At 47.3% G+C, this 24,795-nt stretch carries 23 protein-coding genes; 10 read left to right on the forward strand and 13 right to left on the reverse strand.

The features are described 5' to 3' along the window. Positions 1-236: 236 nt before the first annotated feature. The 3 genes from J07HQW2_RS03325 to J07HQW2_RS03335 all read right to left on the reverse strand — a co-directional run bounded on the left by J07HQW2_RS03325 (position 237) and on the right by J07HQW2_RS03335 (position 6,828). Positions 237-3,131, reverse strand: coding sequence for a UvrD-helicase domain-containing protein (locus J07HQW2_RS03325; RefSeq protein ID WP_021053919.1), 2,895 nt, complete (start codon positions 3,129-3,131; stop codon positions 237-239). After that, positions 3,128-5,737 carry a PD-(D/E)XK nuclease family protein gene (locus tag J07HQW2_RS03330; RefSeq protein ID WP_021053920.1) on the reverse strand — a complete coding sequence of 870 codons (2,610 nt, stop codon included), beginning with the start codon at positions 5,735-5,737 and terminating at the stop codon, positions 3,128-3,130. Before J07HQW2_RS03330 ends, J07HQW2_RS03325 begins: the two co-directional genes overlap by 4 nt. A 347-nt stretch (positions 5,738-6,084) precedes the next feature. Further along, entirely contained in the window at positions 6,085-6,828 is a 744-nt protein-coding gene (locus J07HQW2_RS03335; RefSeq protein WP_021053921.1) for a TenA family protein, read from the reverse strand. A 461-nt stretch (positions 6,829-7,289) separates the two neighbouring features. Between J07HQW2_RS03335 and J07HQW2_RS03340 the strand changes: the two genes are divergently transcribed. After that, positions 7,290-7,946: an AIM24 family protein gene (locus J07HQW2_RS03340; protein ID WP_021053922.1), complete on the forward strand. Its 657-nt coding sequence runs from the start codon at positions 7,290-7,292 to the stop codon at positions 7,944-7,946. Positions 7,947-8,518: 572 nt separating this feature from the next. On the opposite strand, the gene J07HQW2_RS03345 is transcribed toward J07HQW2_RS03340, so the two are convergent. From J07HQW2_RS03345 to J07HQW2_RS19870, 6 genes are all read right to left on the reverse strand, one after another. Further along, on the reverse strand, positions 8,519-9,304 hold the full coding sequence (locus J07HQW2_RS03345; protein WP_021053923.1) for a sulfite exporter TauE/SafE family protein: 786 nt from the start codon (positions 9,302-9,304) through the stop codon (positions 8,519-8,521). Beyond that, the gene (locus J07HQW2_RS03350) at positions 9,301-9,630 is read right to left on the reverse strand and encodes a hypothetical protein (protein WP_021053924.1); all 330 of its coding nucleotides are present in this window, start codon (positions 9,628-9,630) and stop codon (positions 9,301-9,303) included. Before J07HQW2_RS03350 ends, J07HQW2_RS03345 begins: the two co-directional genes overlap by 4 nt. A gap of 128 nt (positions 9,631-9,758) precedes the next feature. Then, complete coding sequence (locus J07HQW2_RS03355; protein ID WP_021053925.1) at positions 9,759-11,123, reverse strand: MFS transporter; 1,365 nt, start codon at positions 11,121-11,123, stop codon at positions 9,759-9,761. 393 nt (positions 11,124-11,516) lie between these two features. Then, positions 11,517-11,876, reverse strand: coding sequence for a zinc ribbon domain-containing protein (locus J07HQW2_RS19860; RefSeq protein ID WP_394324605.1), 360 nt, complete (start codon positions 11,874-11,876; stop codon positions 11,517-11,519). After that, positions 11,777-12,136 (reverse strand): IS200/IS605 family element transposase accessory protein TnpB, encoded by a 360-nt coding sequence (locus J07HQW2_RS19865; protein WP_021053927.1) that lies wholly within the window; start codon positions 12,134-12,136, stop codon positions 11,777-11,779. Before J07HQW2_RS19865 ends, J07HQW2_RS19860 begins: the two co-directional genes overlap by 100 nt. Then, complete coding sequence (locus J07HQW2_RS19870; protein ID WP_394324629.1) at positions 12,070-12,303, reverse strand: transposase; 234 nt, start codon at positions 12,301-12,303, stop codon at positions 12,070-12,072. The genes J07HQW2_RS19865 and J07HQW2_RS19870 overlap by 67 nt, the downstream gene beginning before the upstream one ends. Here J07HQW2_RS19870 and J07HQW2_RS19875 point away from each other — a divergent pair. The 7 genes from J07HQW2_RS19875 to J07HQW2_RS03385 all read left to right on the forward strand — a co-directional run bounded on the left by J07HQW2_RS19875 (position 12,199) and on the right by J07HQW2_RS03385 (position 18,039). Then, positions 12,199-12,489: a hypothetical protein gene (locus tag J07HQW2_RS19875; RefSeq protein ID WP_021053928.1), complete on the forward strand. Its 291-nt coding sequence runs from the start codon at positions 12,199-12,201 to the stop codon at positions 12,487-12,489. The genes J07HQW2_RS19870 and J07HQW2_RS19875 overlap by 105 nt on opposite strands. Before the next feature lie 774 nt (positions 12,490-13,263). Then, positions 13,264-14,313 carry an ABC transporter substrate-binding protein gene (locus J07HQW2_RS03365; protein WP_021053929.1) on the forward strand — a complete coding sequence of 350 codons (1,050 nt, stop codon included), beginning with the start codon at positions 13,264-13,266 and terminating at the stop codon, positions 14,311-14,313. Further along, complete coding sequence (locus J07HQW2_RS03370; protein ID WP_021053930.1) at positions 14,310-15,080, forward strand: ABC transporter ATP-binding protein; 771 nt, start codon at positions 14,310-14,312, stop codon at positions 15,078-15,080. Before J07HQW2_RS03365 ends, J07HQW2_RS03370 begins: the two co-directional genes overlap by 4 nt. 29 nt (positions 15,081-15,109) lie before the next feature. Next, a complete protein-coding gene (locus J07HQW2_RS03375) occupies positions 15,110-15,829 on the forward strand; it encodes an ABC transporter permease (protein ID WP_303703945.1) in 720 nt (239 codons plus the stop codon). Continuing rightward, a complete protein-coding gene (locus J07HQW2_RS03380) occupies positions 15,829-16,608 on the forward strand; it encodes an ABC transporter permease (protein ID WP_021053932.1) in 780 nt (259 codons plus the stop codon). Before J07HQW2_RS03375 ends, J07HQW2_RS03380 begins: the two co-directional genes overlap by 1 nt. A gap of 367 nt (positions 16,609-16,975) precedes the next feature. Continuing rightward, positions 16,976-17,149 carry a DUF1289 domain-containing protein gene (locus J07HQW2_RS17570; RefSeq protein WP_303703946.1) on the forward strand — a complete coding sequence of 58 codons (174 nt, stop codon included), beginning with the start codon at positions 16,976-16,978 and terminating at the stop codon, positions 17,147-17,149. Positions 17,150-17,319: 170 nt separating this feature from the next. Further along, on the forward strand, positions 17,320-18,039 hold the full coding sequence (locus J07HQW2_RS03385) for a sensor domain-containing protein (protein WP_021053933.1): 720 nt from the start codon (positions 17,320-17,322) through the stop codon (positions 18,037-18,039). Between the two features lie 13 nt (positions 18,040-18,052). Here the strand turns inward: J07HQW2_RS03385 and J07HQW2_RS03390 are convergent, their stop codons facing one another. Both J07HQW2_RS03390 and J07HQW2_RS03395 read right to left on the reverse strand, forming a co-directional pair. Further along, positions 18,053-19,267 (reverse strand): MFS transporter, encoded by a 1,215-nt coding sequence (locus J07HQW2_RS03390; protein WP_021053934.1) that lies wholly within the window; start codon positions 19,265-19,267, stop codon positions 18,053-18,055. 417 nt (positions 19,268-19,684) lie between these two features. Next, complete coding sequence (locus J07HQW2_RS03395; protein WP_021053935.1) at positions 19,685-19,990, reverse strand: DUF8011 family protein; 306 nt, start codon at positions 19,988-19,990, stop codon at positions 19,685-19,687. A 137-nt stretch (positions 19,991-20,127) separates the two neighbouring features. On the opposite strand from J07HQW2_RS03395, the gene J07HQW2_RS03400 reads away from it, so the two are divergent. After that, positions 20,128-20,514, forward strand: coding sequence for a DUF5684 domain-containing protein (locus J07HQW2_RS03400; protein WP_021053936.1), 387 nt, complete (start codon positions 20,128-20,130; stop codon positions 20,512-20,514). Positions 20,515-20,682: 168 nt separating this feature from the next. On the opposite strand, the gene J07HQW2_RS17575 is transcribed toward J07HQW2_RS03400, so the two are convergent. Beyond that, the gene (locus J07HQW2_RS17575) at positions 20,683-20,853 is read right to left on the reverse strand and encodes a hypothetical protein (RefSeq protein WP_021053937.1); all 171 of its coding nucleotides are present in this window, start codon (positions 20,851-20,853) and stop codon (positions 20,683-20,685) included. After that, on the reverse strand, positions 20,850-21,905 hold the full coding sequence (locus J07HQW2_RS03405; protein ID WP_303703947.1) for a sensor histidine kinase: 1,056 nt from the start codon (positions 21,903-21,905) through the stop codon (positions 20,850-20,852). The genes J07HQW2_RS17575 and J07HQW2_RS03405 overlap by 4 nt, the downstream gene beginning before the upstream one ends. A 543-nt stretch (positions 21,906-22,448) precedes the next feature. Between J07HQW2_RS03405 and J07HQW2_RS03410 the strand changes: the two genes are divergently transcribed. Then, on the forward strand, positions 22,449-24,788 hold the full coding sequence (locus J07HQW2_RS03410; protein WP_021053939.1) for a glycoside hydrolase family 31 protein: 2,340 nt from the start codon (positions 22,449-22,451) through the stop codon (positions 24,786-24,788). Positions 24,789-24,795: the final 7 nt, after the last annotated feature.

The raw sequence follows: 24,795 nt of genomic DNA on the forward strand, positions 1-24,795 counted from the left end.
TCCTCAATATTTGCTTGTGAACGAATGGTCATTTAATATTTCAGTGTATTACTTTCCACGGGTGACATCTCCAATAGTGAGCAACTCATTTGATGCTCTGTCCATGACTTCGTCATAGCGTCTCGTTCAATATCGGTAATGAGTGTATCCCACTGACTAGGGATTATTATGATGACGCAGCGGGTGTGGACTGTGTTTTGTCGGATGATAATTCACAGAGTTAATCAACACCTGATTTAATTAATTTCCTCAGCTATGCCACGAACTGTTCCGCGGTCAAGTGGTTCGATTGTAACTTGCTCATCATCTGCAGTATAGAAAACAGTGGGTCTAATATCTTTGTCTGGGTACCACTCATCGGCGATATGGTAATACACACTCAGTTGCTTTCGATACTCCGGTTCAGCATGGCGACTACGATCGGTCTTGTAGTCGATGATTTCGATACGATTCTCTGTTTCAACGAGTAGATCCACAATCCCAACGAGCGTGATCTGTGACGGTCCACTGAGTGGGAGGATCGCGGTGATCTCGGTGATGAACTCTCCGGACAATGAGTCCAACAACGCAGCCACATGGTCTTCATCGGCTGACTGTGGCGTGACTGATTGACCGTTGGCGTATTCCTCGGCAAAATCGTGGACCTGATTACCGAACTCGGTCCCGCGACCGTCCTCGACATCCTGATAGATACTGTCATCCATGATATTATGAACAGATAAACGAACTGAACGGTCTTCTTCCGGTAGTGTAATCGAAAACTCGTCAGTCGCTGCTGTGGAAGCAGTTTTGGGTTGGATATTCGGTTTGATCTCCTCTGGTTCAAGCGAAAATTCCGTAAAGAACTGACTCGGTGTCTCTCCGGCGGTCAACAGCAGATGTCGCTTGGCTCGAGTCACAGCAACATAGAACAATCGACGTTCCTCATCATACTCGGAGGGCAGGCAGCCCGAGAGTACATCATATGGCCAGTGTGAATAAACATGTGCTTGACCGCTTGCTGTACTGTATTTGTTGCGCTGTCGAAGCCCAAGTAGGTCTGAATACTGTATGTCACTCGAGGATGGGTTACTCGCGTTAGGGAATCCATGGCGATTTATATTCCCCAGGATCACAATTGGATACTCCAGTCCCTTTGCGGAATGAATCGTTTGAAGAGTGACTGAATCTTCCCCAGATTCAGTGTCGATCTCAACCGTAGTTTCAGCCTCCAGACTGTCCTCAATAAACGTGATTGCCTCACCTCGGGTGTTCAGTGTCGTCTCGTGCATTCCGGTGAGTTCTGCGAGCAACCCATCGGCGTAAGCTCCATCGTATCCATAGGCATCAAATACATGGCGTCCAAATCCACCGAGTGTGTCGTACTCACCGAGTTCGTCGTGAAAACTCACCATTTCAGGTGGAAAATTACCGCTCTCAAGAGTCGCCTTGGCTTCGGGGAGGGTATACCCAGCTTCCTCTAGAACGGTCGCCCAGCCACGATCACTATCGGTCTCAACGATACGAAGCCATGCCAACAGAAGTTTAGCCTGGTCAGTATCGAATAGTTCGACGCCACCTTCGTAGGTAACCGGGATATTATAATCCCTGGCGGTTTCAAGCAGGTCTCTGGCAAACGCTCGCGTGCGTGTGAAGACGGCGATATCATCGTATGAGGGCTTGCCAAGTCGCTCTTGTTCGGCGGCTTCAGCCGCCAAGTCGGTCATCCCAGGATCTTCTGCGGGTTCATCAGCTACTTCAACGCTATATTCGGGGTTTTCGACGATGTGTTCAATCCGATCAAGGATCAATTCGAGTTCGTCCTCGTGAGTGTAGGCATGGCATTCGCTATTATCGACATGATTTGTTGCTTCCAGTTGGGTAAGATCGCTCCTAATCGCATCGCTATCAATGTCTTCTTTCTGTGTCCCTGCAATAGTCAGCGTTTCCCTGGCGAGTGATAGAATCGAAGCTGTCGAACGGTAGTTCTTCTGGAGCGGAATCTTATTTATATCGTCAACTGAATAAGAAATACGCTGTCGGTCAGTGTTAAGTTCGGTTTTGAACCGTTCCAGTCGCCGGTCAAAAAATTGGATATTCTCCACCTCGGTATACTGGAAGCCATAGATACTCTGTTTCCAGTCACCAACCGCACAGAAATTATTCTTGCTGGTCAATAAGAGACTCAGTTTGAACTGCAGTTCGTTGGTATCCTGAAATTCATCAACCATCACGTACTGATGGGTGAGTTGTTGTCTGATCGACTCCTCTTCACAGAGCATCACGAAAGCCATCGCCAGCATTAGACTCTGGGTCAGGTAGTTGCGTCCAATGGCATACTCTAGATACTCAAAATACAGATCATGGACAAACCCAACCAGTTGTGTTCGATCCTCATCAAAGGCGGCTGTGATGACGGCGGGATCAACAGTGTGCTCATCTAAAAATGAGTCACTAACTGGGGCATCGGGAACATATTCCGCATCTTTCCAGTCACCAAGTGAACTCCTGGCATCCGACTGTGTGGGACCATATACACCTTCATTAGGTTGATTTTGGATCTCGAAAACTTCGAAAAAATCCTCTCGGTCTCCCTGTAACACAGCTCCGGTGTCTCGATACCAGCCTTCTTTATTCGGGATAACACCCTTCGAGGCCAATTCGGCGATCAAAGTACGGAGAGCCGCTGGATCATTCAGTGCCGTTAAGAGCTCTTTATACTCCGGGTGAGCGTCCTCGAACCGTGACATAAACCCTCGAAAAAGCGCCTGTTCGCGGATATCGTCTTCGATGAGGTCTAATGACTCCGGCAGCTGTTCATCAATGCCCAACTTCGAGGGCGAGTCATAGCCGTACCGCTGCAACAAATGATGACAGTACGAATGAAAGGTACTAATCGGAGCATCCTGTAACTGGACCGGGTCATACTCGGAGTATCGGGAGACGCGGTCAGCCATTTCTGCGGCGGCGTTCCGGGTGAAGGTGAGTAAAAGAATATCGTTGGGCTTGATGGCTCGCTGATCAAGGATTTCGACATACCGCCGAGTGATAGTGAACGTCTTGCCTGTCCCAGCCCCGGCGTTGACGAGATAAATGCCATCTATGCTAGTGATGAGTCGTTCTTGATTGTCGTTTGGGTCAAATGTAGTCATCGGTCTGTGAGAATGAGGTCGCGATGGTCAACACGATTCCATGTCGGACCATCTTCGCGGAATTTGATTGGGAATCGATCAGTACGATACTCGTTGAGCTTGGTTAATTGCTCATCGACGAAGTCCTCGAAGGTATCCAAATCAGATTTGAGAACATAGCCGGTTGGCGTCGTCTCCAGATCATCGAAAATCTTCTGACATCCTTTGATCACGTATTTATATTCCCCAACGACCGACTCTGCAAGGGTTCTAAAACCCTTGATGATAGTTGTTCGCTGTGTTGGATCCTCGTCTACTGGGGGGAGTTCGTGATTTTTGAAAAACTCCCGGTAGCGCTCATAGCCAAGTGAGTTCAAAACCTTACAACGGTCATTCGAGTCAGCATAGTCTGTGAGTTGTCTGAAAGTATCCTCACTGGCGACAAACTCAGGGAAGGTTAATGGGACGTAGGTGATTGTCGAAACAAGATCAGCCGGCGTTGGTGGCTCACCAGCGATTGCAGCATCAATATCGTGTAATAGATGAACAAACCGGATTTCGAGACGTTCGTTTGGTCGTTCCTCGCGGTGTTTACTTAGATATGCTAGTGGCTGAAAATTGGGCTTCTCGGCGACCGGATCGATCGCGGCGGCATCAAGTAGTTTTGATGGGCTATTTTTATCACCAGTTTTGTAGTCGACGACGGTCTCGGGATGCTGGAGGAGATCGACATACCCACGCAGACCGACAGCCTCCGAGGCAAACCAGCGTTCGGTAAGCTCTGAATCGTAGGGGAGATTAACTAAGGCTGCGAGACTATTGTCACGGTCACGATTAGCGTATGTGCTGTGGGTAGCAGGCTGTGGAGGGTACGCCTCAAGATAACGAGTGATGGCAGTCAGTCCTACATTGAGTTTTGTTCGTTCAATAGTCCGTTTGGTATCACTGAGATAAGGGTCAAGTAACTCACACATTCCGTCTAATACAGATTGGCGATTAGATTCGAATACCAAAGGGTCAGCCTCGTAGATCTCGGCAGCTTCATGCAGTAGATTGCCTCTAGCCATAGCGAGGTTGGATGGGCTCTCAACCAGTTGGTGAAAATATGTATCGCGCGGACAGTTGGTCAGTCGGTTGAGTCCGGATTGGCTGATGGTCATTTCGGGTGACGACAGTGACGATGATGATGATGATGCAGTAGCGGGAGCAGAAAATGGAGATTCAAGACTCGTCTCTCTATTAGTACGATACTTGCTATGTGGGAGGTCCTCGAAAGATTCAATCGAGTCATCATATAATTGCCTGAGATACACACAAGGTGGTACCTCGCTTCCAGCGTGTGTTTCTTGCACGAAGTAGTGCCGTTGCTCACCGTTCTGCAGAAGCCGTTCAAATCGATCTAGATCTTTTTTGAGGTACTCCTCTTTGTCGACCCACGGATACTCGGGTGGACTGTTGGCCCATTCAGGACCAAGCCCGGCGTAGAACACCACCGGTCGATCAACATACGCAGTTGAGGTCGCTCCGGCTAGCAAGACGCCATCGTTGGTGTCAGTGTCGCTTGGAACATTAATAGTATCCAGATAGTACTGAAATCGGGTAAGACGCGATTCAGTGACAGCTTTATCAAGAAGATTCAACTGCTCGAATTCATTTCGTAGATCCGAGAGCTCGACAGTTTCAATCTCTTCATATACGGCAACTAGATCTCGAAACGTGCCCGATTCTACTGTCTCTCGGACCCGACTATATGGTCCAAGCTGTGATGAGGAAAGCGAGTCCACACGTTGTTCGGCAAGGTCACTCGGAACGTCGATTCCAATCGCAGAGAGCACCCCCTCGATTTCACCAAGTCGTTGATTTGAGCCTCCGAAACTCACGTCGAGTAGTCGAAGAAACGACCGAATGTCACGGTCGTCTTCAAATCCTGGTCCACCGCTGAAGGGGATACCTTGAGCTTCAAGTGCGGATTCGACCAATGTGCTGTAGTGACTGTTTTCGACAAGAACGATCCCAAACTGGTCGGCTATTTCGGGGTCTATTTGATCGACGATGGTAGAAACGATAGCCGTCGCCGACGGGAATATATCGATCTCTGGGAAAGGAATCTCCTCAGAATCGAATGAACTGACCGAGTTATACGCTCCTGAAGCGGGGAGCATGGTCTCAGCAAGTGCGGAGAGCTGGTGTTCGTCAATGACAGCAATATCATCGTCTGGCGAGGGTGTCATCGTCATCTCTTTGACAGCTCGATATGAGCTATCGAGTTCACCGAGCAGTTCAATTATCGTCCGGATGGCTTCGGTATCGAACTCCTCATATTCAACAATGGCTTCACAATCGCCGGTGGCTGTCCAGCAATCGATGGCGCGTTCGAGGGCTCTGACCACCTGCTTCCATGGGAGGTCAGTGGCTTCGAGAATATCAAAAAACAGCGGACGAACGTCCTCAGGAAACATCTCGTTGGCAGCGTGACTCCGTGGAGTTGCTGCGAGACGACCGATGCGAGGCGAGCGAACACGATTGTCAAGAGCGAGCGCAAGTGGTGCTTCATCGGTGAGTGCGATGTCGCAGCCGGTGACTTCCGAATGAAGGGCATCAATTGATTTTGCCTTTCGCAGTGGCACATTTGTGAGAGCAACGGGAATGACTTGAAGCTATTGCTAGTCAAAATTTCATCAAAGTATAAACTCACTGTGAATAAACTGATCCCACGTGAAACTGAAGGTTGAATCCAGTTATCGACAGGTTCCGTATCGACACTTCTGAGCTAGTCGAAAAAATGGATCGCGCGGCTATTGTATGTGTATATATTTGGTATTATTTCAGCTCTAGCTACTATATGCCTCATATTAGGATTCTTACAGTATTGATATACACTCATATCAGCGGTATTTCAAAATATTTGATAGATTATTCCAGGAGGGTGACTGTTATCAGTTCTAAGACAAGCACAATATCAGGAGGGTCACAATCACGAAACACCAATCAGGGATTCTGCGGAGTCATAAGCGTCGTCAAAGAAAGCAATCTCATGTGTAACCGTACGCTCAAACAAGCGAGCGACACGGCGTTGTCGACGAGATGAGAGCGTCGGACCAACTGTGTCAAGTTGTTCTCGTAGCCACATCACAAACGTATTGAATCTCTCATTGGCGTGGAGGTCAATCCACTCAGTAAAATAAAACGCCTCTGGTGGGTTCTCAGACTCACGAGTCGCCCACGAGAGATAGACCCACTCTGCGGGCACCAACACAGCGAGCGTCTCAGCGTATCCACCCTGTTGTTTTGCGAGTTCAAGAAAATCGATGAAAGACTCAGTTGTCTCCGTTCGCACTGGGTCATCTCGGTGTCTCTCGGAGATACCGAGAGCTTCAAACGAACGTTCGAAGTAATCGTTTTCATCGTCAGTGACAAGATCAAGAAACTCAACAAACTGCCGTTTTTCAGTCATCGTCGGTGCCTGTCCAACCGCGTAACCGAAGACGCCTACCAGCGTGTCAAGGAAGACATAATCCTGAACAAGATACTGTGCCATCACGGCTTCTTCCAGTATGCCCGCACCCAACTCTTGTGTCATTTGATGATTTGTCGCCTCGGTCCAGGCTGGTTCGGCTTGCTTGCGAAGCCAACTGGTGAACCGCGGATTATCGCACTTCTCGGCATATGCAGTGAAACTATCAGCAACCTCGCCAGTCGTATGTGAATCGCTGTTCATATCTCATATTGCTCGTTGTGGTTATTATATGATGCGTATGCTCGTACTAGCGAGTGATCACAACTGAGTATACTCCTGCGAACGATAGTCCTAATTTACCCAGCATTTAGATTCTCTGCGATTGAGCGTGCCGCCGACGTTTTTATTGACGAGCGGGTATTGTTTTGAGGCTGCTAAATTAATGTGCCTAAATTGAGGGCGTGATCACTACTATCGAGCCTATCAAACATTGTTGCTAGTAGTGTGCAAACGACTAATGTAATCAAATTCGCTCTCACTTTGTCTATGTGAGATTCATCAGATAGCACTTTGTGACACTTCTCTCAGAAATCAAGTCCAGTCAACTTGCTCCTACATAATTATGCTGAACTGATAACTGAGAGTATGCGTTACCTGTCGTCTGTTGCAGTGTAAGAAACACCACAGCCACATTGATATTCCAATCATGTTTTAGAGAAGGTATGGATATGAATCAGTTCGCTTCCGAGCATAGCTCAACCGATACGATTGAGATGTTTGAGTTGGAAAATTCATATACACTTGATATCGATGTTGACGGGACCATCATGGCGAAAGCCGGTTCGATGGTCGCTTACAACGGAGATATCTCATTTACCGGTCAGGCTTCGGCTGAGGGTGGGATTACCGGATTCCTCAAAGAGGCGGCAAGTAGCGAGGAGGCTCCGGTGATGCGGGTCGAAGGCAACGGACACGTGTATCTTGCTGATCAGCAAAAGAAGGTCCAACTACTGAACCTTGATGCGGATGAATCAATTACCGTCAACGGTGAGGATATTCTCGCCTTTGAGAACCGCGTATCATTCGAGATTAGCACAATCGATAGCCTTGCCGGCTCCTTTGCCGGGGGTCTTACTAATGTATACCTCCAGGGTCCAGGTTATATCGCAATCACCACCTATGGCGATCCACTTGTGTTAGATCGACCCGTTTCAACTGACCCGAGCGCAACGGTAGCCTGGAGCGGTACCGACCCGACCGTCGAAGTGAACAAGAATCTCTCGGATATGGTTGGTCAAGAATCAGGAGAGCGCTTACAGATGGACTTTGACAATTCCGATGGCTTCGTTATCGTCCAGCCATACGAGGAACTTGCATAGACGGGGTCATTATTATCAATGTGACATCCTCCCACGGCTAAAGTCGTGGGTTTTCTGCCACAATCTCTATAATCCATAAGTTCCGCTACATTGCTATAGCTGATGAAACAGCTTTGAAACCATCTTAAGAGAGATATCTCAATCACTGACAAAAATATCTAGCTAAGGAGTAACAGCCATATCAATCATATGGCTAATACCGAATTTGATGATGGCAAGAACACAGCTAATGTTCGCATCTAGCTGCAAAATATCACATATATCCTATCAATTCTCAGTAGTGCTTGAATTTGTTAGTATTTATAAAGATGTTATAACAACCGTACTTCTATTATAATCTCAACCATCTTATTTATATTAGAAAATAATATCTAGTACTCAGCTACGATTTATCGAATTAAATAAATTTGTCACGTGTTGAGTGTGGCGGGCTGATAATAATGAAGTTGCCACAAAGTGAAGCATACAGCAACACCAGTTTTCTATCAGTAAATAGTGAACTGCGTCGGGATCAAGTCCCGAAGCACTCTGCCTCGCTATCTGTAGATTTATTCAATCGAATTGAGTCGCAATTAAATCAGTCCCAATCCACCGCTAACTAGACGAATTCCAACGATAGTGAGGAGCCCTAAAACGACGAGTCTGCGAGAACGCTCACTAGCAGTAACTCGGAGGCGCTTCCCGACAGCGACACCAATTACGGCTGGGACAGCAGCGACAATAGACACAAACAAGATTCCCCAATTTGGATACAGTCCAAGCAGACCCGCCACAATAACCCGAATTCCATTAACTCCTAAGAATACAAGCGCAACGACACCGACAAATAGCCCATGAGAGAGCTGAAAGCTCCGAAGATACGCAACAAGTTGAATACCAACGTTCGTCCCACCGAATAATAGTCCTGAGATACCACCCACACCAAGCATACCAATTTGCGTTCGTGCAAACGTTCCAGTCCCTCCGGTCGACCACTCTGGGATGGAAATGCGTTGTTGAGCAGTCGCAACGAATCCAAGAGTCAATAATCCAAGGCCAACACGCAGTGGGGCAGTTGGAATTCTATTGAGGATTACCATCCCAATAACCGTACCAATCAGCGCTGCAGTAATAAGTGGTCCAAATCGTCTACTACAACTTCGAAGTTCCTCTTGAGAGAGATCACGGACCAATGAGACATTCACTGCGAGAATTGGGATTATCATGAAAACGACTGCTGTCGCTGGGTTGATTGTTGTTGCAAGTGCCATCGTCCCGACAAGGGCAAACCCGAAACCAGCGAGTCCATTGGTCGTCCCGGCAATCAAGATAACAATTGTCATTCCCACGATTACTGGTCCCTCAAACGCTAAGGTCATCTATTAGCACTCGTCAATTCTTCATCATAATCTATATCCATGCTGTAATTGATACCGACTTGAATCAGATCTTCAAGTGCTGGAGACTCCTTATTCGCATACATCAACTGGATAGGAAAGCCAGAATTGATCACTAAACTCATACCATATCGAAGCATTTCGTCGTCACTACTAGTTGATTTCTCTCCGTACGTCCGCTCGTCGGCATCATTGTTTTGAGCCGGGCTATTCTGTGTATTGTAACTAATAAGTATCTTAACAAATTCGAATAGCTCACTGCGGCTGGACCTGAGGTATTTGATGACGGTCATGGAGAAATTAGACATGTATATTATGATATCGGGCGTTGATTAATTCCGCCCTTACACCTCCCTCAGCGTGAATTCACCGTGGAGTGCAGTCGATAGCGACCCTTATGATCGTATCTTATCGCTGAAAGTAGCGAAAAGTCACCTCAGACGTAAGCTTCAAATTCTTCGCCGGAAGCGAGAAAATAACCAGTCCCGGCAACACCGATCACCGCCGCGATTGTAAACGCGATTTCTGGACTCACAAACTCCCAGAGATAGCCACCAAGTGCAGCACTTGGAATAACGATGGTGTTTCGAAGTAAATAGTACGTACCGGTTACACGCCCTCCAGTACCTTTCTCTGCAGGACCAACGATCAACGCCTTATGAGAGGGTAAGCCAGCGAACCGAAGCCCAGAAAACGCAAAGATGAGTATCAGCGTCAACGATAGTGGCATCACCGGAGCAAGAACCGCGGGACCACTAATAAGTACGACGGGAAAGATGGCATACACCGCAAATCCAAGAGCAACAATTGGTTTAAGCCCGACGCGCTCAGCAACCTTTGCAGCTGGAGCCATGAAAACAAGCGCAATAAACATCTCGACACCAAGCAGATACCCGAAGAACGCCTCCGGCGAGAGATCGACGCCGTATGAAAAGCCTGCCAGTGAAATTGTTGTTTCGAATCCAACTTGATAGAGCTGCGTGATTACCAGCACAAAAAACACATACACCATCCCATTCGCGAATCGGACAAGCGTATCACCCACAAGCAATGGACGAAGCGGTTTTGGCATCTCACGTAGGTCGTCTTTAATTTGTTCAATTCCTTCGAATGAGTCGCCCATAGAGTCCTCACTGGCGTCATAAAGAATATGTTGGGCAACAGTTCCGATGACTCCAAAGACGATCGCCATCAACAGAACATACCGGAAGCTCACCGTGAATTCCGGGTGAAAGCCAATAAGAACAGCCGCAAGCACCGGACCAATAAGAAATGCAGTGCGGCGAAATGTTTCGGTGCTAGCGAAGCCGGCGGCTAATCGTGAGGGATCAGTTGCCTGTTTCACGATCGCAAATGTCGCCCCCAGACCAAACGACTTCCAGCCCTGTGCGAGCAACAGACCAACGAAAATCCAGATCCACGGCTGAATCGTGATACCGACAACAGTAATCGCACCGAGATCCGGTGCAATCAGCCAAACCCCGAAGCCAAGTGTTGAGACTACTCCGAATACGGTTAGGGCATATCGCGACCCAATCCGGTCTGAAATCGCACCACCAGGATATGGAAACACCGCCGATATGATGTTGCCGACAGTTCCGAAGATACCGACGACGAATCCTGACGCTCCGAGTGCGACGATATACTCTGGGAGGAATCGATTTGTCATCTGGAAACCAAGACTGAACGCGAACATCGACAGCGAGAGTACCAACACATCCTGCTCTAGCGCAAAAAACTGGCGGAATGTGTCCAGTGGTCCTGACTCCTCCGACTCAATAGTGATTTGTTCCTGACTCATTGGTGAGGTGAGAAAATTCCCATGCCGGTCGCAATATGTTCCACTTGGTCATTTGCCATCATATCGATTGGTCCTATAGACTGCTCTGGTGGCGGTGTTGGCATTGATTTCAAGTATGGAATCACAAATGATGCACATATGATTCTCTCAGCACGTAATAAATAATATTTCTATACCTGTACGAACAACTCTCCTTATCTTTGCAGTAACAGACACGACATAAGGGATCTTAGTTATGATCCAAAGTTGAAGCATACCAGATGGGTTCAAGAATAATCACCACCACTCCCCCCACGACAGCTAAAGAGTGCGATCATAAGATGGTGACAGCTCACACATAATATCACGGTAGATTGTGATGAACCACATCGAAAATGGTGAAACAGGTAAATATCATATCATTATCGCAGACCTTGCTGTGACATCCTCCTCGCCGGAAACGGCGAGGCTTCCCGTACCGCAACCGCAGGTGGGATATTTGCCGGTGCCGGTCTCCGACACGACCTGCCCTCTCGTGTGAAACATCCCGCTCTCGCGGTCACACAGGTATGTCGATGGCTGTGCCACACAGCCGTTACTCCTATCCTCTCCATGAGGACTCGGAGTTATCTTCTGGCGCATATTCTCCGCCCCGTTACAGTCCGCGTTGGCTATCAACTCGCACGACGAGCAGACGTCCAAGCCACGTTCGACACGGTTCGATTTCGTGTCGTCTCCACATCGTGACCACGTTTTCGAGGTGAGGTGTTCCACTCGTTTGCTTTCAGTACCTCGACACCGCGCATCTCGCCTTTGTAGTCGAGGGACTGGTAGATGCGGTCGAACGCCCACGAGTGGAGTTTCTTATTCCCGGGTTTGCCCCAGTCTGACTCGCGCACGTCTTCAGGCCAACTCACCGCGAGCGTGCCGACACCACGTTCAACACATTCTGTGATGATGGCGTCCGTTAGCGTGTGGTAGTGGTAGTACTGTGTCTCACGGTCGGAGAGGGAGAGTTTCCGACGCGCCCACATCGACCGCTCTGACGGGTCGTTCTCTCCCGCAGTGTCGTACTCAACTCAGCTCTGGTGACATAGTGTTTGTCTTCTTCTTCTTTGAGCGAGTTGCCGGGGTACAACACGTATTGATCCGGGAACGCGACCGTGGCGATATTTGTCATTCCGAGGTCGATTCCTGCCACGCCGTCGCCTGGTGGGTCGGCAGATTCGATCTCGAGTTTACAAACGAAGACGAAGTGGAGTTCCCATTCGTCACCGTTCCAGACGGCACGAACGTTCTGTACGCTGGTGACTTGCAAGAGGTCACCGTCTGGCCGAGTCTGGTACTCCCAAAGCAGGAACTCCGAGAAGTGTTCTGTCAGATGTGAGCCTTTTGAGAGTCGGACGCGGTTGTTCTCGGGATCGTGTCTGAACCCGTCTTCTGTGAACGTCACCGTGGAACGTGGCCGGGTGTCACCGTGTTTGCGGTAACCGGGAGGATTGGCCTCATCGAAGTTGTGTCGCAGATCGACCCACGACTGGAAAGCGTCAGAAAGTGCTTCAATGACTGTCTGAGTTGATTGTGCGTTCAGTTCAGGTCTTTCCAGCACGGCTGGTTCTTCATATACGATTTGAGCACACTCCCGTTCGGGATCTCACCGGTTGCGTCCCAGATACGGTCGGCTGTCCATCGTGCGACGTTCCAGATTTTGATTGTCGAGGCGGAGTCTCCGAGCGAATCAAGACCATCACAGACCTGTTCTGTTGGTGGTTCTGGATGGAACCAACGTAGGTACGTGTGGTCTTAGTCGCCATATAGAGACTCTGTAGACAAACTAATTTAATTGACTAGTGTTGATGTGCGTGGGCGTGGAATATCCAACCTACCATCTGTAAGGGATTGGGTCAGCGTTGTCGGATTCACTCCCGCCGTGAACGGCGGGATTCTCTCCTTGTTACAGATAGAACATATCAGTCCCCACAGTAATTTCTCTACATATCTCTATTTGTATGTGATGTTCCAGTGAATCTTCAGTCAAAGTCTGTTCACTGTATTATATTCGATTCATTTGGTTTACGTGAAGAGAATTATTCTATGAAGCGAGAATAAAACAAAATATATCAACAAGTACTTGTCTCTGTGCTTATTTATAATAATATCAATGGATAAGTCACGGCGTGAGTTACTTCGGCGGACTGGCGCTATTGCTGCGGGTGGTGGAATAGCGACGCTCGCGGGTTGTTCGGGGCAGCGCAGTTCAGGCGAAACAGAGACTACAGACGATCCTCTGCGCCTTGCTTTCCAGGCACCAGCTGAGACAACGGATGTAAACACATGGGTAGGTGCACAAGAATTTGCCTCTGATCAGGGTATATCCGTTGAAATTGATGTATTCGAGGGTGTTGACCTCGCGGTACAGTCTGTACTATCTGGTGAGGCAGACATCGCACGGGGATCAGTGACCGCTGTTGCCTCAGTTATCGAGGCTGGACGACCATTCGAATTTATTATTACGCCTATCAGAAGCACGGATTATGTACTCACAACTCAGCCAGGCATCGAGTCGCTTGCAGATATTGTCGAGCAGGATGCCGCTATTGGCATGTCTGCACCAACTGGACTCGATGCTGTGCAGGTTGCAGCTGTAATGTTTCAGGCAGGTGTTATCGACAGTGTTGATGAGCTCAATTACCAGCGTATTGGATACTCTGGTGCGCGTCGAGAGGCAATTCTCAGTGGAGGTATCGATGTCTCACCCCAGCATTACGCTCAATGGCTCGATATGCGCGAGCAAAACAGTGATTTGAATAATATCCTCCGGTTTGGGGAGACGCTGGATAACTGGATTCAGGAGGTATTTATGATTCCGACTGACGTATTGGAGGCAAGACGGGCAGATGTTGTATCATTTGTCGCAGCACAGCTGCAGGGCTATCGTGCACTATACGATGGATATGACCGCTATGAACAGGCTATCCGAGAGTATGTCCCTGGAGGTGGACCAGATAGCAACATCCTGTCACCAACATATGATTTCCTCACCGATATCGGGATCTGGCCGCAGAACGGCGATCTTCAGCAACAAAATGTAGATTATATGCTTGACCTTTCGGAGCGCGTTGGATTGACTGATGAGCGAATCCCGACTGACGACCCGCTCAACCGCGGTCCGCTTGAGGACGCCATTGCGAGTGTTGGTGATGATGGATGAGTGCCCTCACCGCGGTTGATGTTGTTAAACAATACGGCGAGGCGCGTGATGTTCGCGCCCTCGATCAAATATCGTTTACTGTCGATGATAGTGAGTTCGTCGTTATTGTTGGACCCTCTGGATGTGGAAAATCAACACTTTTACGCCTGTTTGCGGGACTTATTGAGCCAACATCCGGTGATGTGTTGTACGACAATGAGTCAGTTACGGGTCCAAGTCGTGAACGTGCAATGGTTTTTCAAGAATTCAATCTCTTTCCATGGCGAACCGTAATAAAAAATGTCACATTTGGGTTAGAGATGGCTGGTGTTGACCATTCTGAGTGTCATGAACGCGCTGATGAGGCACTTAGTTTAGTCGGGTTGACTGATGATGCTGAGCGTTATCCAGATGCGCTTTCTGGTGGAATGCGTCAGCGTGTTGGGTTAGCTCGAGCACTTGCTGTTGAACCCGGTGTGTTGCTCATGGACGAACCCTTCGGTGCTCTTGATGCACGCACACGTGCAACACTTCAGCGTGAGCTACTTTCTATCCATTCTCGTGAACAGACAACCGTACTATTTGTCACCCACGACATTGATGAAGCATTACTTCTTGCCGACCGTGTGTTGGTGATGGTCGATGATCCAAATCGAATCGCTGACCAAATCAATATTCCGTTCGACCGACCGCGCGATAGTCACACACTTGAAACATCATCAACATTCATCGAACTCAAACGTCGTGTTCGGACCACTTTCGAAGACAGCACTGCTGCAATATCATAATGAGGCTGTCGGCACGACGTCAACACCAGTTGGCTGGCCTGGTCTTTGGAGTTGTTATTTGGAGTCTTTTCGCACGATGGACCGGTCCGACGCTGCCACGCCCTGTTGTGCTTGGATCTGCTACCGTTGAGCTCTATCGCTCGGGGGCGCTTGTGGATGCACTCGCAGAAACACTTCTTCGGGTAATGTTTGGGTATGGATTAGCAATAGTTATTGCCTTTCCAGTCGGCGCGGTAATGGGGCTATCGTCGTTTCTTAATATCTTTATTGGAACATATGTAACCGCACTGTTCGTCACGAGCGTGGCAAGTTTACTTCCGTTTCTCATTCTTGTTGCTGGAACTGATATCAATTTTTATACAGCGGTCGTGTTTCTCTTTGCCGTTTTTCATATGATACTGATCGTTCGAGCAGGCGTTGCGACTGTTGAGCAGGGCATACGTGACGCTGGATACGTGTTTGGTGCGACTGGATGGCGAGCATATCGGTATATTCTCTTGCCAGCAGCACTTCCACACGTCGTTGCTGCTCTCCGCATCGGATATAACCGTGCGGTCAAAGGAGCAGTCGTTGCTGAGTTATGGATTTATGCGGGCATTGGAGAGCTCTTGCACAGCTATCAACGATTTTCACAGACTCCAGAAGTACTTGCTGTCGTTTTACACGTTATGTTACTTGCTGTTTTTGGCGTTCGGCTGCTTCGAGTGATTGAACGACGGTATACAGGTTGGCGTGAGGTGTCGGTCTGATGGCTATACTTGGAGACAAACACTCGACTCCGTCGCTCAAACCCGTTGTGCGATGGGTAGTTCGGATACTCGCAGCATCACTTGCGATAGCTGGCTGGCACGGTCTTGTTCTTACACAGAATATACTTCTTGCATCGCCAGGCGCTGTTGCAGAAGCCTTTGTGACTGATATGTTCCTGACTCGCGTCTTATCTGAAGCAATTCTTATTGCCTTACGAAATGCAATCGCGGGATATGCTATTGCACTCGTTATTGGTATTCCAACCGGAGTGCTCATAGGACTGTCATCACCGGTTCGGCATGTGCTTGACCCAGCATTGGATGCGCTTTACTCAACGCCCATGGTTGCGCTTGCACCGTTATTTATAATTTTATTTGGGCTCTCGCCAATCGGTAAGATCACGCTTGTCGTTACCTTTGCGGTGTTCGTTATTATTATTAATACAAAGGCAGGGCTAGCCGACACACCGCAAGGACTACTAGACGCTGCTGCTGTTTACAGCGGAAATAGTCAGTTTACCGGGATTCGTGTCCGAATAAGATATGCACTTCCAAGCATACTGACCGGTGCCCGACTGGGTGCGGGAAGAGCCATCAGAGGTGCAGTTGCCGCAGAACTGTTTTTATATGCAGATGCGCTTGGACAGTATCTCATCGACAGTGGGGCAGCATTTGAGACTGACCGACTCCTTGCAGGCGTTATTGCTCTCATGCTTGTCGGCATTCTTGCGGTTGAGAGTGTTAGAGCTGTTGAGGCGCGCGTCCGTTATTCTAGCTGACGCTATCCAGCAAGATCTGGGTGTTGCATGAGAGTAAGTCCTCAAACACTAACCATGCGACCTCTCAGAGAAACTAATATGTTGTCGTCCTGATTGATTTCTGCAAATGTATTCGCCGGGTTGATATCATTCGCGCCTCCGAGAATAAATCTATATCACAAGTTTCTATTGATAATCAGCTTTACTAGATAACTTCATGACCGGCAGAATGTCGCCATGCGTGTGTCATCATAATAGTCATCGCAGTGGTTAGCCGCTTCATCGACATTGTTGGTATTGCCAGAACCCAAGCGAGCGTGCAAATCAATCCATGTCGAAACATAATATGGTTTCTATCTTAATACTGCAATTATAAAGCGGGTAAATAGTGAGTCCATGCATCAGAGTGTGCAATATTGATAAGTTGAAAGAAGCATGCGCTAACTGCGGTCGGACACTTGATCAAATCGCAACCCGGTCGGGGGTGACTTCATCTAATCGGCAGAAGATCATGGAGAGATTAGAAGAGATGGGCTACCCGAAGCGGATGTGTAAGAAGTGATCCAGATTATACTCACACTGGAGTCATGCCAGAGTATACATACCAAAATACCGGATTGAGCATCGTACACGTCAACGATAACCACATAATCGGGAAGCGTTCATACTCATTGTTTCTCATCGCGTAACAGTGAGTTGGAACTCATATACTATTATCCGGATTCATATAGCATGGCTCAAAGCCAACATACCCAGACAGACGCCACAGACGGGCGATCACTCATCAGTCGCGTTCTCGGTGTCGGGACTCGCCAGCAAACATATCTGAATGTTGTGTATCTACTTGCTAGATTCCCACTCGGGATGGTATATTTTACTATATTCGTGACTGGACTCGCTCTTGGAGTCAGTTTAGTTCCAGTGGTGGTCGGACTCCCGATACTCGCTGGTGTCATCGGACTAGCCGGCTACGTCGGGGTCATCGAGACTAAACTGTTAAATAAACTCTATGGACGGGATATGTCTCATACCATTGCGGATCCTCAAGCGTTATCGATTACAGAGTATCTGAAAGCTATCGTGACTGCACCGTGTAACTACCTGCTAATTCTGTTCGCGTTTGGGTCATTTGTGATTGGTCTCCAGATGTTCGTTGCTATCATCGTGGTGTTCACGTTAGCACTGACGCTCGCTGTAGCCCCGCTTGTTTATTGGATACCTGGAATTGAATACGAGCTGACACAGGCGAGCGGGACGGTCGATGTCGGATCAGTGGCAATTGATCTCGGTTCGATGACTGGTGCCAGCATTAACACGCTTCCAGAGGCACTGGTCGTTTCGGCACTGGGCATCATCTGTTGTTTTGTCGGTCTGCACGTCATCAACCTGATTGCATGGGCATTCAGGACGCTAACACTGCGACTCCTCAAATTCGGGACTACACCGGAGTGATATTCATACATAGTTAGTTTGGGTTACTGACGGGGCGGATAATAAATATAGAGAGTCCAGCCAGTCCCATCAGTATCGCACCCAATAAAAAAGCGGTTGACCACCCGACTCTCGTAATGAGGATGCTAGCAATTGAACCGGCAAACAAGCTCCCCCAGAGCTTTGCCGTATAGAGAGTCGCATAGTTCCCTGATGAGTACCTACGCCCGTAATACTCCCCAATTAGTGTCGGAAAAATGGCAAACACTGGACTTCTGAAGAACCCAGCTACTGCAACACAGATAATAAAAACTGAGACAGTACCTTCTGCCCCACTGATAACAGCACCGGCAATTCCAACCGCACTGAGCAATAAAGAACTCCCGGCTGTTCGGATCGGTCCGAATCGATCTGAGAGCCCTCCAACAATGAGAACTCCGGAGCCGTCCGCGATAGCAATAATAGATGCAGCAGCGGTTGCAATACCAGTTGATAATCCCATCGCATCACTGAATGCAATGAGCTTGCCGATCAACATGAGACCAACACCATTCACGATTACAAAGGCACCATAGAGGACCCAAAACTGCCACGTCTGAACTACATCAGTCCAATTGTACTCCTTTGTCACTGTAGTTGTCTCTTCGATCAGTTTAGTTGTGTTATGATCGCTTTGTGGATCACGAAGAACAATCACAGCGAGTAAGCAGGTCAGCGCTGCGAGAACGCCAAAAAACAGTAATGTTCGCTGGAAGGTCCCAAGAATACTTCCACGTGTGACTGGAATAAGTCCAAAGCTCAGAACTGCATATGACATTGTAATAACACCAGTTGCAAGACCACGATACTCATCAAACCATTTGACTGGCGTATTCACCGCAACTGTATAGATTGCCCCGGCACCACTCCCGCCTGCAATGACTGCAATACCAGCAGTAATCGGCGATGAAGCGACTGAGAGTCCAATGTATCCACTCGTGATGAGAATCGTCCCAACAAGTGCTGGGATCCGTGGACCATATCGATCTCGGACCCATCCTGCTGGGAACTGAACGATTGTCTGGACTGCAATCACCAGTGTAAATAATGTGCCCAATGTCGCCTCCGTCGTGCCGATTTGTACCCCAAGTGGTCCACGGATGGATGACCACACAAACTGGAAAGTACCTGCCATTCCCATTGCTAGCGCAGCGGCTGCGATGAGCCACCACCGGGAAAATGGAAGCGACCGTCGTTGCTCACTCATCATCTCGGGACACCAAATGATATTGATCTTTTATCAAGTGTGAGAATTGCTTCGTCGTGCTAATGTTGGTATTACTCGGGCAGTTCCTGTTCACTAAATTCAATGTATGATTTGATTGTCTTGATATGCACAAATCCATCCACCATGTTTCAAGAAGATTAGACTGCACAGTCCGGGCTCACAAATCTGGACAATTTTGTTTCTTCAGAGACGAGGAATTGATACAGTTTGATACCGCTGGCATGAAGTTGTATTTAATGTATGTCGGGTTCTCGCCATTCAAATCCGTATATTTTCAATCTGATTCAGTTAGTGTATACTTCTCTTGGACACGTATACACAAATCGAATTATCCAATATACTATCAGCTGTATATAACCAACTCAAATAAATCTCGTTGTGAGTATCGAGTCTAGCGTCTCAGTATCCGAATTCGAGTATGACTTCGGGAACAAACAAGCTCATTACTGCAAGTGACAAAAACATGAATATTGCCCCGAGACGGAGCACACCAGCGATTTGTCGGTGATCTGCTGGAAGTGACTCTGCAATACCGGTAATGGTGACCCCAATCAGCATCACAACGCTTCCTCCGCTGATCGAATGTCCTGTGATCCATGTATATATTATGAGTGCAGAGAGAGTAACCGAACCACCAAAGTGGATAAGTGATATTGGATACCCACGTGGTTCGTCAAATAATATATCAACAACAACAGAATACATGACATGTGGATATGATTCAAAAGATAAATACTACTGTTACGGTATGCAGTGTCTGAAACATATCAACAACTGTTGACACACTCAAATAAAGATAATTTACTCGGGGTATTATATATCTTTAATCTCATCACCAATTTATGACCTTAGTATTGGATAAATTTGTCTTACTGCAGAGTGACTTATTAACTCAGAATCCGGTTTTAAGCTTCCAATTAATCCTGTATGTCGGAATTGCTGCAGGAATGTGGGGAGCATTTAGCAAGGCTGGTGAACCCGCTTGGGCTGCCATTATTCCGATATACAATGTCTATGTGGTTCTCAAAATTAGTGAGAATGCTTGGTGGTGGTTACTGCTGATTACTTTTATCCCGGTAATCAACCTCATTGCTCTTGCGAAGGTAAGTGTTGATTTCGCCAATAAATTCAATAAGGGGATGTTGTTCGGTCTTGGACTTGCGTTTATACCGTTCGTATTTTATCCAATTCTTGGCTTCGGAGGATATCGGTATCAAGGATCAGTCTAAGAATTGATATTTGATTGACTGATCTCTTTGGAATTATTTTTCATTCTCACGCTCAAGTTCACATTTAAATTTAGGCTCACTGTGAGAGCTAACACCAGATTCCGTCTCAATTAATCTTTAAACCTAAGTGTCAAGGTCTTTATTTTTCAAGTCCACGTTTAGGTATCTCTATCGAAACGTAATCATTGGGTCTCCATTTTGTGTTTGATTACTCACGTCATCACTTTTTGGATAGAAGTACGCGACCCCGACCCCGATCATCAATGCGAGCACTCCGACAAACCTCGGTGGGAAGACAACCCGAAGATAGAATTCTGAACAGAGGGTGTGGTTACTCACTGTGGAATCGACGGTTGCTGTTCAGGAGACGGTACTGTGGCTCGAGTAAGCCTAAGTTCAAAAACAGTTCCATCAGAATCTGTTTCAGCTATTTTGATTGAGCCATCATAGCTATTGATGATCGTCTGGGTAAGTGCAAGCCCTAATCCATGATTACTATCATGTCGAACATTCTGGTCAAAGACCGTATCCAATCTATCATCGGGAATTCCTGGTCCATTGTCCGAAATTTCTATAATAATATCATTTGGTTCCATCTCGACCGCCACCGAAATCTGCGGCGTCTCTGCATTGTTGTGCTCGACGGCATTATGAAACAAATTGGCGAATACTCGCCGGAGAGGTTGGTCCGCTTCTGCGACTGCGTGCTCTGGGAGTGAAGTCTCAATTACCACTTCAGAATACGTGTTTTGGATCGTTTCAATCTCTTCAGTTAATAATTCGATGAGGTCAATCGGTTGTGTATCAGCTTCGTTCTTCGATGCCTCTAATAGTAAACGCACGTCTTCGATCACACCTTCCATCTCTTGAGTATGCGATTTGATTATTGATAATTTATTAGAGATTGATTCATTCGTGTCTTGCTCGGAGAGGGCAAGATCTGCATAACCAGTGATGATGCTGGTGGAATTAAGAATCTCGTGACGAAGTGTCGCATTAAGATACTTGAGCATCTCATTTTTATTCTCCGCTTCTTCAGCGCGAACACGCTCTCGTTCTGCTTCAATCGCCTTTTTGACACTGCGGGCTTCAAACACCCCAATCAAAAGTCCGATTCCTGCACCGATTGTCATTGCCCACCGTCCCCACGAGAGGAACTCAAATCCGCTGTCAGGCGTAATTGTGACCATGATAATGAGGTTGATGATCAAAAAGATACTCAGACCTCCCACGTACCATAATCCAACACGCTGATATCGACGGGGGGAGACGAAACTTGTTGGAAGCCAGACTCCCTGATAAATAACAATAAAAATAAATGGTACACTTGTGACGAGACCTGCTATCCACGCATCTCCAAGCGGATTTGAGACAAATAAGACATATACCATCTCGATGACGACTATACAAAGATACAGTATTCCTGATCCGAGGATAATAGGAGGGATTAATCTCCGATTCCACTTCTGCGTCATGGCTCTTTCTGTTTTGTCACTGATCTGATATGCGGTATTCTGTATTCAATACACTGATACTCCTTACACATGACAGCAGACGGTAATATTAAAAATTTGGAAATTTTTTACTTTGCATATATTGACATCTTCAGTAGTTACTAAATCAATCAGTTTACTTAGTATGGTTGGTGATGTATCTAAGACCGTTAATTTAAGAAATTTTATCACTGCACTTCACAGTGCACATTTTTATAATCTAATGAAATATTACTGTCAGTAGGAGTTAGCATAATTTGTTCATATTGTTGATTATCTCTTAATTTTCCATTCTCGTACGTGCTCATGAATAATGATAATTGAATTGTCTCATGAGGGTATCTGCCTGTTCTGAATAGATTATGTATGCAAACAACCAGAGACACAGGGAGTTCTCACACATCAATGCATATTTACTCGCCATCTTCATGTGTGCTGACAATGTGGCTGGAACTCACCGATATCATCACGACGGATTTCGATGACACATTTACATTTCAATGTGGGGTTAGCTCCGTTTCAAATGAACACACAACTCCCAACCGTGAGTTTCCACTCACGATCCGGTTTCTAGACGATCAGACACTCAAAATCCTTTTTCGACCGAATCCTGAAGCATCTCCAACAGATTGCTCCCCACTTTCCCTCCCATATGATGTATATGACCAACATCCAGATGTAAGCGTCAATTTAGATGATAGCGTTATCGAACTTGCTACTGGTGAAATGTCATTCAGTATCAATACAAAGACAGCTAGCTTTAGCGTTACCCACGATAATAAACAACTCATCGATACAGATGTTGATGTCACGAACAATCGCGGTGAGTTGAACGTTCCTTCAATTGGATATGAAGAGACGGTCGTCGAAAATTATCCATTGGAAGTGACTCGGACAGGGTTCACAACACGGTCATATCCCACGGAATCGTTCTTTGGACTTGGCGAGCAGTTTAGTCGATTTGAAAAGCGCGGTCAGCGGATAACAACCTCAGTAACACAGGCACATGGTGTGAACAGCAGTGATACGTATGCCCCGATTCCATTCTTTATTTCTGATCGGGGATATGGAATGCTCGTCGAAACAGCAGCAGATACTACCTTTGATTTTGGGCATACAACGCCTGACGTAACAGCCATCGATGTTGAGTCGCCAGTGCTTTCGATTGTTCTCTTTGTTGGGTCGTCATTCAAGGATATTATCTCATCATACACTCGATTGAGTGGACGAGCGCCTTCGCTTCCCGCATGGACATACGGTGTCTGGATGTCGCGTAATTCGTATCAAACACAAACTGAAGTGCTCGACACTGCAGCCAAACTTCGAGAGCGCTCAGTGCCATGTGATGTCATTCATATTGACCCAGAATGGATGGATATTGACTCTCCAGAGATGACCTTTGATTCAGAGTCATTCCCAGACCCTGAGGAGATGTGTACACGTCTTGATGAGGACGGGTTCAAACTCTCGCTATGGGAGTATCCATATATTAATACGGATACAGACTTGTTCCAGACGGCTCAGCAAAATGGATATTTGATGCGTAATCATGAGGGTCGGACGTATATTTTCAGACGACCGAGTCACGCACAGACACGCGCTGGAATTATTGATTTTTCAAATCCCGAAGCAGTCGAGTGGTGGCAAGATCTTCACCGCGAATTGATCGACACTGGTGTTGATGTGTTCAAAACCGATTTTGGTGAATATCTTCCACCGCAGACAACAACAGACGGTCGACGCACAGGAACAGGCGCGAAGAATGCATATCCACTTGTGTACCAACAGGCTGTTGCAGGAGGCTTTGAGAAAACAGATAAACCACCGGTGCTGTGGTCTCGATCTGCGTGGGCTGGTGCTCAACAGTATCCAGTCCATTGGGGTGGTGACGCACGGTCGACATTCGATGGGTTTCGGGCAAGTGTTCGTGGCGGATTGAGTTTAGTTATGTCAGGATTCCAGTTTTGGAGTTGTGATATTGGGGGCTACAAGCCTACTCCATCGAAGATACTATACATCCGGTGGGCACAGTGGGGACTACTTGCCCTTTCACATCCCCGATTTCACGGAAAGAGTCCGCGGGAACCATGGGAATTTGGCGACACGGCAGCTGAAATCGTTACAAAGTTTGCCAATCTTCGGTATCGGTTACTTCCGTATTATATTAGCTATGGATGTGAGGCTGCTTCGAGCGGCATCCCGGTGATGCGACCGATGGCAGTTGAATTCGAAGACTGGATAGATTCATCAATGTCAGCGACACAGCATATGGTGGGTGAAGAGTTTCTTCTTGCACCGGTTCTCTCAGAAGATGGGTCTGTGAGTATCACCCTCCCACCTGGCGAGTGGATTGATTATTGGAGTAAGACATATTATACCGGTCCAGATCATCAGAAACGCACCGTTGATGCGTCGAAACTTCCATTCTTCATTCGAGCTGGTAGCATCATCCCAGAATATCCATCAACACGGTCACATACTGATGGGCTACCAACAGAACTCCAGTATCACATATATCCAAGACAAAATACACAGACATCCGCTCAGTTCACATTCCAACATCCCGAAATTCCTGAAGCCGAAACTATCACCGCGGTTATTGATGATTCACACAATGAGGTTACGATCAAGTGTTCAGAGGGTCTGCCATCGGGAAGTGTGATCATTGAAGAGATATACTCACTCCCAGAGCGTATCACGGTCAACGAAACGATGATTGAACCAGCTGCGGTGGCTCATAATAGCGATACTGAGACACTCCAGTTCGATCTTGAGCGGTGAAGTCAAT

Origin of the sequence: Haloquadratum walsbyi J07HQW2 (genome assembly GCF_000415985.1) — an archaeon.
In the GTDB taxonomy this organism is placed as follows: Archaea; Halobacteriota; Halobacteria; order Halobacteriales; family Haloferacaceae; genus Haloquadratum; species Haloquadratum walsbyi_B.